The sequence below is a fragment of the Variovorax defluvii genome (genome assembly GCF_039541515.1).
GTDB classification, from domain to species: Bacteria; Pseudomonadota; Gammaproteobacteria; order Burkholderiales; family Burkholderiaceae_C; genus Variovorax; species Variovorax defluvii.
Genome location: NZ_BAABGJ010000010.1, coordinates 19,172 through 31,261, shown reverse-complemented (window position 1 = coordinate 31,261; position 12,090 = coordinate 19,172). Strand labels below are relative to the sequence as shown.

The 12,090-nt window shown below is 67.6% G+C and carries 8 protein-coding genes; 2 read left to right on the top strand and 6 right to left on the bottom strand.

What is annotated here, in order from left to right; all coding sequences use genetic code 11:
- The first annotated feature begins 14 nt into the window (after window positions 1–14).
- Together ABEA07_RS06370 and ABEA07_RS06365 are read left to right on the top strand one after the other, a co-directional pair.
- Window positions 15–224, top strand: a complete 210-nt coding sequence (locus ABEA07_RS06370) for a zinc-finger domain-containing protein (protein ID WP_345536625.1) — start codon at window positions 15–17, stop codon at window positions 222–224.
- Between the two features lie 383 nt (window positions 225–607).
- A complete protein-coding gene (locus ABEA07_RS06365) occupies window positions 608–4,699 on the top strand; it encodes a hypothetical protein (RefSeq protein ID WP_345536624.1) in 4,092 nt (1,363 codons plus the stop codon).
- A gap of 90 nt (window positions 4,700–4,789) precedes the next feature.
- Here the strand turns inward: ABEA07_RS06365 and ABEA07_RS06360 are convergent, their stop codons facing one another.
- From ABEA07_RS06360 to ABEA07_RS06335, 6 genes are all read right to left on the bottom strand, one after another.
- Window positions 4,790–6,076 (bottom strand): O-antigen ligase family protein, encoded by a 1,287-nt coding sequence (locus tag ABEA07_RS06360; protein ID WP_345536623.1) that lies wholly within the window; start codon window positions 6,074–6,076, stop codon window positions 4,790–4,792.
- A 131-nt stretch (window positions 6,077–6,207) separates the two neighbouring features.
- Window positions 6,208–7,392, bottom strand: coding sequence for an ATP-binding protein (locus ABEA07_RS06355; protein WP_345536622.1), 1,185 nt, complete (start codon window positions 7,390–7,392; stop codon window positions 6,208–6,210).
- Window positions 7,393–7,408: 16 nt separating this feature from the next.
- Window positions 7,409–8,125, bottom strand: a complete 717-nt coding sequence (locus ABEA07_RS06350) for a response regulator (RefSeq protein WP_345536621.1) — start codon at window positions 8,123–8,125, stop codon at window positions 7,409–7,411.
- 151 nt (window positions 8,126–8,276) lie between these two features.
- Complete coding sequence (locus ABEA07_RS06345; protein WP_345536620.1) at window positions 8,277–9,959, bottom strand: NAD(P)/FAD-dependent oxidoreductase; 1,683 nt, start codon at window positions 9,957–9,959, stop codon at window positions 8,277–8,279.
- 2 nt (window positions 9,960–9,961) lie between these two features.
- Window positions 9,962–10,762 carry a beta-ketoacyl synthase chain length factor gene (locus tag ABEA07_RS06340; RefSeq protein ID WP_345536619.1) on the bottom strand — a complete coding sequence of 267 codons (801 nt, stop codon included), beginning with the start codon at window positions 10,760–10,762 and terminating at the stop codon, window positions 9,962–9,964.
- Between the two features lie 92 nt (window positions 10,763–10,854).
- The gene (locus ABEA07_RS06335) at window positions 10,855–12,054 is read right to left on the bottom strand and encodes a beta-ketoacyl-[acyl-carrier-protein] synthase family protein (RefSeq protein WP_345536618.1); all 1,200 of its coding nucleotides are present in this window, start codon (window positions 12,052–12,054) and stop codon (window positions 10,855–10,857) included.
- Window positions 12,055–12,090 lie beyond the last annotated feature (36 nt).

Sequence of the window (12,090 nt, the reverse complement as noted above, 5' to 3'; positions counted from 1 at the left end):
AGGAAGAGAACGCCATGAGCGCCAATGCCGTGATCGAACTGTCGGGCCAGGACCTCAACCACCAGGGCGGTGTGTTCTGTCCCAACCCCAAGGCCCAGATGCAGCTCTGGAACGCTCACCCCAAGGTCTACCTGGACGTGGCGCGCACCGGGGAGGCCAAGTGCCCGTACTGCGGCACGGTGTACCGGCTCAAGGCCGGCGAGGCGGTGGCGCAGCGCCACTGAGGGGGTGTCCAGCGCGCCCGCTCGGGCCCGCCTTCACCCCGCATTTCCCTGTTGAATCGACGCTGATCGTTCAGCGCGCCGGCGGTCGGCTGCGCCGAGCATCGACACTGCGGCGCACTCGCGTGTGACGCCGCAGGCACAAAAGTGGGAGGGCCCGGAGAGATATCGCCGCAAGACACAAAAAGATCGGTTAGTCTCCGCGTCCACCGACGCGAACAAAAAAGGGGGGAGGCGAGTGCGAAGCGGCGCCGATCCCGTCCGAACAGGGAAGTCTTGTGCAGCATCGCTCATCCAGCCAACCGAACCTGACGACTCGGCGACCGGTCTCGCCCGAACGCCTCGCTCCATCGCTGCCCCGGCCGAGCGCGCGACTGCCCATCGAAGTGCAGCAAGACAACATCTTCGGGTCGGACGAAAGCTGGCTCGACATCATGGATGAGCAGGGTGGCGCGTTCATGCGCTTGCCAAGCGGGTTCAGAGACCAGGAGGCCCTGCTGTCGGTGATCGGCAAGGTGAAGGGCGGGCAGGGCGCCTGGATCGCTGCGGGAGAGCTTCACCTGCCGGGCCCCGGGGCGCCGCACGTCCTGGCCAAGCTGTCCATGGCGTTGAAGATCCTCCGCGCGCTGGGTGTATCGGACGAGAAGGCTGCCCTGGATGTTCTCCGGGTCACGCCGGCGCTGATGGTGGATACGGCGAAGCGGCGTATGAGCTTCACCCTCTCCAGCGATGGCGCGTGCTTGAAAGGCGATGCCCGATGGCTCCAGAGCTTGATCGCCGGCCTGGCCTGTCATTCCCCCTCCCTCGCCTGTCGCGTCGTCCTGGACCTGCTGACCCCGAGGGCGCGATGGACGCTGTTGTCCCACCATCCCGCCACCTTTGATGCCTTGGTGGCGCGTGTCGAGGACGAACAAGACCGGGAAGCACTGCGGGTCTACTTCGAGCGTGGGCTGGCGTCCGAGATGAAGAAGCCGCGCGGTGCACCCTACGTCGCGGTCTGGATGGCACGCTGCCCGCCTTGGGCAGAAGCTTCGCTCAACCGCATCTGGTCGACGCACGGCGATGAATCCATCACAAGCCAATGGATGCTCGACGACCCTGCGCTCGGCGAAATCCTGACGAGATGGAGGATGTCTTGTTCGACCATGTCGGTTGCGCCCATCGATGGCGTAGACCGGCAGCAGGTCTTCAAAGTCGATCCCATCGGGTCTGCGGATGCTGGCCGGATTCGGGAGCAGTTCGCGATCATCCTCCTCAGCGTGCGAGGCCGCAATGAAGTCAGGGAGCTGCGATACGGCGAGGCTCTGACGCAATGCGGGTTGCCGTCGCACACGGAAGAAGACAGGGCGACGCGGGCGCGCTTCCTCTTCCATTGCGCGCTTTCTGCCGTTTCCGCGGAGTTGATGGTGACGAAGGTGGAAAGTGAAGCGCTCGAGTGGTTGCTGGCCAGGCTTTTCAAGGACTTTCGTCGTGATTTCTGCGCCGTGGCCGCCAGTGCGCTCGTCCATCGGTTGGCGAACCCGTCCGCCAGGCAACTGGCATTGAGTGAGAACCTCGATGACAAGCCGGTCGAGTTTTCGGACGATGCCCACGTTCTCGACATCGTGCGCCGCATGGTCGGCTGGTGTCATCAAGAACGCGCTTTTCAGTCAAGGCTGCCCTTGCAGAAAGCAGTGAAGGACACACTGGCAGTGATGGCCGGTGAGGACCTGTTCGTGTGGTTGGCGCCGACCGGTCAGAAGGATGGATTCAGGCAGGCAGCGTGGAAGATGCGGCTGCTGTGGCGCGACGAATGGCTGAGCGACCAAGGCCTGCAGAGCAACGACTTGGCACGGTCGCTCGAGACGGCGACCATTCTGAAACTGGCTCTTGCCCAGGAGGACCGGGACGGAATTCCGGACCGGGACATGGATGGCATCGTTTCCTGCGTCTTGCAGGGCGAGTCGTCCGCCTGGGTCCAATCGCTGCTGGGACTGAATCCCTTCGACACTGCGCAGCAAAAATTCAGAAGCTTGATTGCCTGCCTCGCCGTCAAGTGCGCAAGCAACGCCTATGACGCTGGAAACCTCGCGCGGGCGACCGAGTTCGTGGCGATGCTTTGCAAGTGTCGGTTCGTGCTCGACGACGATCTCGGTGTGGCGTCGTGGTCGATGGCCGCCGGGGCGGCGCTCACGCTGGAAGCCGTCAGGGCCTTGCGGGCGGCGTTGTCCTCCGACCCTCGCGGGCTGGAACGGATGTATCTGTGGGTCTATTGTCTTGACCGTGCCGTACAAGCCGATGAAAGTGGCCGCGTGGCCGAGGCCGTCAAGTATCTTGACGATACCTGCGAGGGGTACGACTTCCGACATTTGAAGGAGAACGGTACCAAGGTCAGGGACCTCTTCCAGCGTTACAGGGCCGACCCACGAGGCCACGACGCCAACCGTTCTTCACGACAGGTCGTGACGGAAGAGGGCGGGGCCTGCCTGCGGCTGTCTCCCGCATGGGAGAACATGGCGTTCCTGTCCGCGTTGAAGACGGCCAAGGGCGTGCAGGGTGAACCGTGGATATCTCGGGGGACGCTTCACCTGCAGGGCCCGCGCGCCGTGCACGTGCTGAGTCAAGTGGCCTTGGCGCTGGAGGTGCTCACCGCGTTGGGGATGCGGCACGAAGAAGATGTCCTGCGTGTGCTTCTGGATACGCCGACCTGGATGGTGGATGTGCGGGCACCGGGGGTGACATTCACCGTGACGGCCGATCGGCTCCGCTTGACAGGGGATGTTCAATGGCTTCAGAGCGTGATCCTCGATCTGGCCAGCCATGCGCCTTCCGTGGCCTGCCTTGTGTTCTTGTGCCTGGCCGCCGAGGACCAATGGACGATGCTGACCAGGTACCCGCCCTCGTTCGACGTGCTGGTGGCGCGGACCGGCGATGAGGTGGACCGGGAATCGTTGCTGGCCCACTTCCAATGGGGACTGGCGTCTGAGCTGAAGAAGCAGGACCTCGATCCGAAACGGGTGGAGGTATGGGTGGCACGCTGTCCTTTGTGGGCGGAACCCACGCTCTACAACGTCTTGGTGGACTGCGGCCGGCAGACGGCAGACGCATGGCCGGTGGAGCACCCGAAGCTCAGGCAAGTCCTGGAGCGATGGGACAAAGCCTACGCCCCGAAAACGGCCGCGCGCGCCGCCAAGGGGGGCGTGCGTTTGAATCCCGATCCCGAGGCTTTGCTGGCCCGCTATCAGCCCGACACCATGCTGTGGCGGGTGCGCAGTGCGAAGTACCCCGTGCAAGGCTCGCTCGTCTGGAGGACCGGGGTCCGCTACATTCGTCACCAGTTCCACGAAATCTTGCGCGGCGCGGATGGTCGGGAGCCACGGTACGGCAATGCCGTGGAGATGATCAACTGCCTCCGGCGCGACAACCAGGCGGAGTTGTTTTTCGCTTCTGCGTTCATCGTTCTGTCCTTCGCCCTGAAGCATGGCACGTTGCGCGGTGAGGCCCGGGATTGGCTGTTGGACAGGCTCCACAAGCATTTCAATCGCCATTTCTCGATCGCAGCGGCCCACTCGTTCGCTCACCATCTGCCCTGGCTGCTGGAGGATCACCGGCGCGCGTCAGGCCCCCGGCCGACATGTCGAATGCATTTGCCCTGGGGCGATGGATCCCTGGCGATTCCCTTTGCACAGCCCGATGACGTGACGCAGGTGCTCACCCACCTGATCGCCCGCTGTCGTGCAGACGGGGCGTTCCAGTCATCGCTCCCGTTGCAGAAAGGTGTGCAGCAAGGACTGATGGAACTGTCCAAGAGCCAGAGTCCCAACGACGTGTTGAAGTGGCTGGGCTTGACCGAAGGCAAGGATGCACCGTGGAAGGTTCAGCTCCTGTTGCGCTACCCTCGGTCACAGTCGACGAGGCCGGGTTCCGATCCGACGGCCGCCATTCTGAAGAACGCGCTGGTTCAGGAAACGGACGGGATTCGAGAGGCGGACATGGACGACATCGTTGCCTATGTCCTGCAGGGCGCGTCCGCCGCCTGGATCAAGGGCTTGCTGGAGCAATACCCGAAGGACGAAAAATACAGAACGTTGATCGTTGGCCTCGTTGTCAAGTGCGCGAGCAAGACCTACGAAAGAAATGGCAGCGAGGCGAACGGGCTCATCGCACTGCTTTGCGAATCCAAGATCGTGACCGGCGCTGATTTTCAGGCGACGGCGAAGTACATGACGGCACCCCGCGCGACCGAACGGGGCGCCATCACCGAACTGGCGAGAGTCCTGGCGCTGAGTTCGCGCGCGCAGCAGCGGATGTGTCTGTGGATCTGTCACCTCTTGAGTTCATTGCCGGCTGATCAAGCGAGTGGCGTGGCCGATACGGTGCAGCAACTTGACGCGGCCTACAAGAAGAGCAGCTTCGGGCACCTGGAAGGGAAAGACCGTGACATGGTCCGGGCGTTCTTCGAGCGGTACAGGCTTCAGAAGGAAAAGGTGCCGACGTGAGCTGCGTTCGCCTGCCCGCTCTGAGCATGCGAGCGTTCGCAAAGAAGAGTGGGCGTGCCGGGGCAGGATGAGCGGGCATGGCGGGTTCGTTCACACCTTCTCACGCTGCCGATGCGACGACGCATCGCCGCCGAGCGCCGGTGCCGCCCCGCGGCGCGGCAACAGCCCGCGCCATGAATCCCCCGGCTCCTGCGCCAGCCGCAGGTAGATCGTCGACACCCACAGCAGGCTGAGCCCGATCTGCGCATCGCGCAGGGCCGAGTTCGCGTTGGTCGCGACCAACGCGATCAGCTGCGCGGCGAAGGCATAGCGCCCATACAGGTCATCGCGCCGCCATGCCACCCACAACCCGGTCAGCATGATCGCCAGCAGGCTCAGGGCGCCGGGGATGCCGGCCTGCGAGCCCATCCACAGAAAGTCGTTGTGCGGCATGTTGTAGTCGGCCAGGAGCTTGGGGCCGCGAAGATGCCATTGCTCGGTCCAGCCGCCGATGCCCCAGCCGGTGAGGGGCTTGTCGAGGATCATGCGGCCGGTGTCGCGGTACATGTAGTAGCGCACCACCCAGCTGCCCTCCGACACCGCGCCTTGCTGGGCGGCCTCGAGTTCCTGCACGCCGAGCTCGAACTTCCGCTGCACGGCCGGCAGGTTCCACAACACCACCGCCACGATCGCGCCGCCGGCGACGATCGCCAGGGCCAGCACCTTGAGCTGGCGCCGCCACTGGTGCAGGCAGGCGGCGGGAAGGGCCAGCAGCAGGGCCAGAAGCGAGGTGCGCGAGGGCAGGCTGAAGGTGATGAGCACCGCCACCACCACCACGAGCGCGAGCGCGAGCAGGGCGCGCAAGGGCCGGTGTTCGGACAGCGCCTGCAGGCCGAACACGGCCGCGGTCGCGCCCAGGATGGTGAAGAGCAGCGCGTTGCTGATCGACTTGTTGCCGACCAGGAAGATCACGCCGCGCCAGACCTCCAACACCGGGAAGTAGGCGCGCTGCCAGACGGCGATCCAGAAGGCGCCGATCAGGAGGATGTTGAACAGCGCCATCGCCAGGAAGCCGCGCAACGCCCAGACGGCCTCCTCGCGCGTGAGGGCCAGCGCCATGAACACCGTGGCCGCGATGCGCAACCCATGCACCAGGTTCGACGGTGTCTGCGGGTAGACCGGCTCGATGGCCAGGATCACCAGCGTCCACGCCACGTAGAGGGTGACCGGCCAGAACAGCGCATTGGCGCGCAGGCGCCGCGCGCGCTCGCGCAAGCCGCCGCCGATCAGCAGGGCCATCAGCAGCAGCAAGGCTGCGAGGTAGGGAACGCCGACCGGCATGAACACCGTCAGCCCCCAGAACATGGCTGCGGGGCGGACGAGTTGCGATCTCTGCATGGAGGCGGATTCTAGGTGTGGCCGTCATGCCTTCCTGACCAGCCGGGTCAGACCACGGCTGCCCTCAGGCCGACCGCTCGAAGGCTGGAATGACACGAAGCGCAGCGCAGTGAACAGCCGCAGGCCTTGCTTCAGTTGGGCAACGCAATGACGAAGCTCGCGCCCCCGCCAGGACGGTCCTCGCAGCGCACGCTGCCGCCATGGCGCTCGGTGATCGACTTCACCAGCGCCAGCCCCAGGCCGACGCCCCCGTTGCGCTCGCTGGCGCCGGGCAGGCGATAGAAGGGCTCGAAGATCCGCTCGCGCAGCGCGGCCGGCACGCCGGGGCCGCGGTCGCTCACGCGGATCTCGGCCCGGCCGCCGCGCGCGTCGAGCTCCACGCTGATCTCGCCGGCGCCGTAGCGGCGCGCGTTTTCCAGCAGGTTGCGGATGGCACGGCGCAGCAGGCGCGGGACACCGCGCACGGTCAGCGCATCGCTGCTGGCGTCCTCGGCCACGTCGAGCTCGGCCTCCACGCGAGCGCACTCCTCCGCGGCCAGGCCGGTGAGGTCCACCGTCTCGACGGTGCCCATGTCGGCCTCCTTCGCGTCGAGCCGGCTGGCCAGCAGGATCTCGTCGATGAGCTGGTCCAGCTCGGCGATGTTGCGTGCGATCTCTTCGCGGGCGGTGGGGCTGGGCCGGTCGCTCATCAGCTCCAGGCCCATGCGGATGCGCGCCAGCGGCGAGCGCAACTCGTGCGAGGCGTTGGCCAGCAGCGACTTGTGCGAGCGCACGAGCTCCTCGATGCGGGCCGCGGCGGCGTTGAAGCGCTTGGACAGGTCGGCCACCTCGTCCTCCCCGTCTTCGACCACGCGCACCGACAGATCGCCCTCGCCCCAGCGCTGCACGCCGCGCTGCAGCGCCTCGAGCCGCTTGGTGAGCCCGCGCACGATCGGGTAGACGCCCAGTGCGACAGCCACGCCGACCAGCGCCACCATCCAGCCCAGGCCGAAAGGGGTGCGCCAGGCGGCGATGCCGCTGGTGCCGGTCGGACGTGCCCGCGGCGCGACGCGCAGCGAAAGCGCGCGGCCGTCTTCCAGCGTGACGTCGAATTCGAGCCCCTGGCCGGGCACCCGCACCGCGCTACCGACACCGATGCGGCGGTCGTCCTTGTCGAGCACCACCACCTCGCGCGGCACGGCCGACATGCGCTCGCGTTCGCTCTCGGCGGCTTCGCGCACGATCCAGTTGGCGGTCAGCGTGAGAATCACGACGCCGCCGACCACCGCCAGCCAGATGCGGACGTAGAGGTGGCGCTTGTACAGGTCGATCAGCATGGGATGGACCCTGGTCCTAGTCCTGCTGCTTGGCGAAGACGTAGCCGACGCCACGCACGGTCAGGATGCGCTTGGGGTTCTTGGCATCGGCTTCGATGGCCGCGCGAATGCGGCCCATGTGCACGTCGATCGAGCGGTCGAAGGCCTCCAGCTCGCGGCCGCGCACGGCCTCCATGATCTGGTCGCGGGTGAGCACCCGGCCTGCGCGCTCGGCCATGGCGACCAGCAGGTCGAACTGGTAGGAGGTGAGTTCGGCCGCCGCACCTCCCACGGTCACGCTGCGGGCGTTGCGGTCGATCTCCAGCGAGCCGAAGCGCATCACCGCGGCCGGTGCCGAATCCGCGCTGCCCTCGCTGCGCCGGCGCAGCACCGCGCGGATGCGCGCCAGCAACTCGCGTGGCTCGAAGGGCTTGGGCAGGTAGTCGTCGGCGCCGATCTCCAGGCCGATGATGCGGTCCATGGGATCGCCCTTGGCGGTGAGCATCAGCACCGCCACCTTGGCCAGGGCACTGTTGGGCAGCGCGCGGATGCGGCGGCAGACGTCCAGGCCGTCGGTGTCGGGCAGCATCAGGTCGAGGATGACCAGGTCGGGCGAGCGCTGCTGCAGCATGTCGAGGCCGCTGGCGCCGTCCGGGGCGTGATGGAAGCCGAAGCCGGACTGGGTGAGGTACTCGCCCACCATCTGCGCCAGGCGGGTGTCGTCTTCGATCATCAGGAGTTGGGGGGTGCTCATCGTTCTCCTCGGACGGCACTGCCGTTCTTCAAAGGTCGGCGCGGGGCCGGAAGGTCTGGATTCAAGCGTCGCCGCGCGGCGACAAGCAGGCTTGAACGGTCCGTAAAGTTACCGTAAACCTCGCTGCCGGGCGTATCGGCGCGCAGCTTCTTCAGGCGTCGAAGAGCAGGGGCGAGGCCGGTGCCTGGGCCGGCGAGGTCGGCACGTGGTCGGCCAGGACCGCTCGAAGCGCTCCATTGTCCAGGCCGGGATGCTCGGCGCAGGCGCGCCGCAGGATCTCCCCGGCCAGCTCGCGCAGCTGGGTCGCCGAGGCCCGCATGCGGGCCTTGAAGCCCTCGTCGTCCAGCCGGTCGTTGAGGCTGCGGTTGAGCTCGGCGAACCAGGGCAGCGCGGCCTGGTCCAGCATCACGGGCGGGTTGCGCTTGGCGCTCTTGTCCGACCAGGCGCGCAGGAAGTCCTGCATCGCGACGTTCAGGCGCTGGCAGTGCTGCAGCTCCTCGCGCACGGTGCCCAGCAGGGCGAGGTCCGTGAGGCGCTGCTGGAAGAAGATCTGCGAGAGCACGCCCCAGTAGTAGGTGTAGTCCCAGATCACCTTCACCGGCAGCACCTCCGGGTCGCCGAACAGGGCGTACTGGTCGCGGTAGAGCGCGAGCGTGCTTTCGTAGAAGGAGTGGTAGATCTGGTCGTAGAGCTGGGCGCGCGCCGCCACCGAGTGCCCGGCGCGGTCGTGCGCGATCAGGTCGGTGATGTAGGTGTTGCTCATCGCGATGAAGTCGCTGCCCGGGGAGTAGAAGGGGTCGAGGAAGAGCCCTGCTTCGCCGGTCAGCGCCCAGCGCTGGCCCGAGAAGACCTGTTTGCAGCCGTAGGAGAAATTGCGGAAGAAGGCGAAGTCCTGCAGCAGGTGGCGCTGGCCGTCGAGCTCGTCGAACAGGCGCGGCTGCCAGCGGCGGAACCAGTCCATCGCCTTGTCGAAGCTGTCCATGGTTTCCAGCGGATGCATGCGCGGGTCGGCCACGATGCCCACCGAGTGCGAGCCCGAGGCCAGCGGGATCAGCCAGACCCAGTAGCCGGTGCCGACCAGGTGGTTGGTCGAGAGCCAGCGCGCCTGCGGTTCGCAGCGCGCGCGCCACTGCGCGTTGTCGGACCAGTGGTCGATGGTGATGCGCGCGCCGATGCGGAACCACACGGCGTTGCACGCGTGCGCATTGGCCTGCGCGAGGCCCAGCTTGCGCTTGAGCAGCCCAGCGCGGCCGCAGGCGTCGACCAGCCAGCGCGCGTGCGCGACGCGGGTCTCGCCGTCCTGGGTCCATTCGAGCCGGTGCAGCGCCTGCGGGTCATCGGCGTCGCCTCGGCTTCGGCTGCGGTCGTGGTCGCCGAAGGAGTCCTGCGGCACCTGCGCCAGTTCGATGCGGCGCACCAGCGCATCGTCGACGAAGCGGACGCCGGCGCGGGTGGCCTCCTCGGCCAGGTAGTTCTCGAAGATGCCGCGGTCGATCTGGTAGCTGGGCACCGACAGGTAGCGGCTGGCGCCGATCTCGGTCACCTGGTCGATGTCGCGCCGGCCCTCGCTGAAGAAGAAGCGAAAGCCGAACTTGCGCAATTGGGCGCCGTGCAGATGGGCCTTCAGGCCCAGCACCGTGTCGAAGTAGTGGGCGCCGATCTCCACCGAGGATTCGCCCACTTTGTGCGCGGCATGCGGCACCGGGTGCGGCCGGCGCTCCAGCACGACGACGTCGATGTCGCCGAAGCGCTGCTTGAGCTGCAACGCCAGCGTGAGTCCGGCGAGCCCCCCTCCCATGATCACGACATCGTGGCGGAATGGGGTGGGCGCCATGGTCAGCCTTGTGGTTCGAGCTGCAGCCGCAGCGACAGGCTGGCGCCCAGTGGCAGGTCCAGCGACTCGGTATCGGCGCGCGCCAGCGACTCGAAGAAGGGCAGCGCGTCGGCCATCGCGTTCGACGCCAGCGCGCCGGCGGCGGGTGTCAGCGCGCGCTGCGGCCGCGGCGTGCCGGTGGCCAGCGACCAGTCGAAGGCCGCTGCCGTGCGCTCGGTGCGCGCGGGCGCGACCACCAGCGCCACGGCCAGCAGCTCGCGGCTGGTGACCACCGAGCCCAGGGCGCCGACGGCCGGAATGTCGAAGCCGGCCAGCAGCACCGCCTGCCCGTCCGCCGCGCACTGCGCCGCGGCCTCCAGCAGGCCGGCCGCGAAGCTGTGGCCGTAGGCGGCCAGCGAGTTGCTCGCCGCGTTGCAGCCGGTGCCGATGGTCCAGTAGCCGACGGCGGCGTTGTGCACCGAGTTGTGGAACTTGATGGGCGACAGCAGCTTCGGGTCGCTCGCCAAGGTGCCGCACATGTAGTCGTTGATGCCCAGGTCGCCGTGCGCCGAGGCGAACACGCAGGGCAGGTCCTTCGCCTCGCGGCCCGATGCGGCGACCGCCGCGGAAGCGACCTCCAGCGCCAGCGCGACGGTGTCCGGTGCGCGGCGCCGCTCGGCGGGTGCCAGCAATTGCGGCGACGGCCGCTTCGCCGGCGGATCCACCGGCTGGGCCTCGCCGCGGAAGACCGCTCGGGCGCAGTCCCATCCGGGCAACTGCGGCGACCAGAAAGCCGGGCCTTCGATGTACAGGGTAGGCGTCATTCGGAAAGCCTCCCCCGGGCTTGTCACTTCGTGTACTTCGCGCACCCCCTCCTGAAGGAGGGGGCGAGCCCCTTCGGGCGGCCGTGCGGGGCTCATGCCGAAGCCCCCTTGCCGAAGACCAGTGCGCAGTTGTTGCCGCCGAAGCCGAAGGAATTGGAAAGCGCGTAGCGCACCTCCCCCTGCGCCGGCTGCAGCCGGATCTGCGGCCCGCAGACCGGGTCCGGCACGGTGCTGTTGACGGTGCCCGGCATGAGGCCGCGCTCGATCGCCAGCAGGCTGATCACGGCCTCGGCGATGCCGGCGGCGCCCAGGGTGTGGCCGGTGAAGCCCTTGGTCGAGCTGGCATGGGTGCTCGCCGGAAAGCGGCGTGCCACCAGTGCGCCCTCGACCTCGTCGTTCTTGGTGCTGGCCGTGCCGTGCATGTTGATGTAGTCGATCGCCTCCGGCGCCAGGCCGGCGCGCGCCAGCGCGTCGTCGAGCGCACGCTCGGCGCCCAGGCCTTCCGGGTGCGGGGTGGACATGTGGTGCGCGTCGCTGGCTTCGCCGTAGCCCCGCAGCTCCAGCGGGCCCGGGCCACGCTCCAGCAGCGCGAAGCCCGCCGCCTCGCCCAGGCTGATGCCGTTGCGCTCGGCGTCGAAGGGTCGGCAGGGCTGGGGCGACACCAACTCCAGCGAATTGAAGCCGAAGAGCACGCTGCCGCACAGCGTGTCGACCCCGCCGACGACCGCTGCATCGACCAGGCCCAGGCGGATCAGCCGCTCGGCGGAGGCGAAGACCTTGCCGCTGGAGGAGCAGGCCGTCGACAGGGTTTCGGCCGGCCCTTCCAGCCCCAGTGCCTCCTGCACGAACATCGAAAGCGAATGCGGCGTGTGCACGTCCGGGCGGCGCTGCTCCTCGGGGAAGCGGCCGTCGGCATCGAGCTGCGTGTAGGCCAGCTCGGTCTCGCCGATGCTGGAGGTGGAGGTTCCGAGGATCAGCGCGATGCGCGCCGGGCCATGGCGCTCGCGCGCGGCCGCCACCGCTTCGAGAAAGCCATCGGCCTGCAAGCCGAGCCAGGCCAGGCGGTTGTTGCGGCAGTCCCAGCGCGCCAGATCGTCCGGCAGGCGGAGCTCTTCGAGACCGCCGACGCGCCCGATCCAGGTGGGCAGGGGCGATGCACCGAAGTCGTTGGGCCGCAGCCCGCTCTTCGATCGGGCAAGGGCATCGACAAGGGCTTCCTTGCCGACGCCGACGGCGGAGGTGGCGGTGAAAGCGCTGATCTGCAGGGGTGGGATGCGGGCGGGAAGTGGCACGGCTGGGTTGCAGGAGAACGTGAAAGACGTCACAGA

Coding starts and splice junctions, on each gene's coding strand:
- ABEA07_RS06340 (WP_345536619.1), bottom strand. CDS start 10,762: ATGACGCCTACCCTGTACATCGAAGGCCCGGCTTTCTGGTCGCCGCAG.
- ABEA07_RS06350 (WP_345536621.1), bottom strand. CDS start 8,125: ATGAGCACCCCCCAACTCCTGATGATCGAAGACGACACCCGCCTGGCG.
- ABEA07_RS06355 (WP_345536622.1), bottom strand. CDS start 7,392: ATGCTGATCGACCTGTACAAGCGCCACCTCTACGTCCGCATCTGGCTG.
- ABEA07_RS06370 (WP_345536625.1), top strand. CDS start 15: ATGAGCGCCAATGCCGTGATCGAACTGTCGGGCCAGGACCTCAACCAC.
- ABEA07_RS06360 (WP_345536623.1), bottom strand. CDS start 6,076: ATGCAGAGATCGCAACTCGTCCGCCCCGCAGCCATGTTCTGGGGGCTG.
- ABEA07_RS06345 (WP_345536620.1), bottom strand. CDS start 9,959: ATGGCGCCCACCCCATTCCGCCACGATGTCGTGATCATGGGAGGGGGG.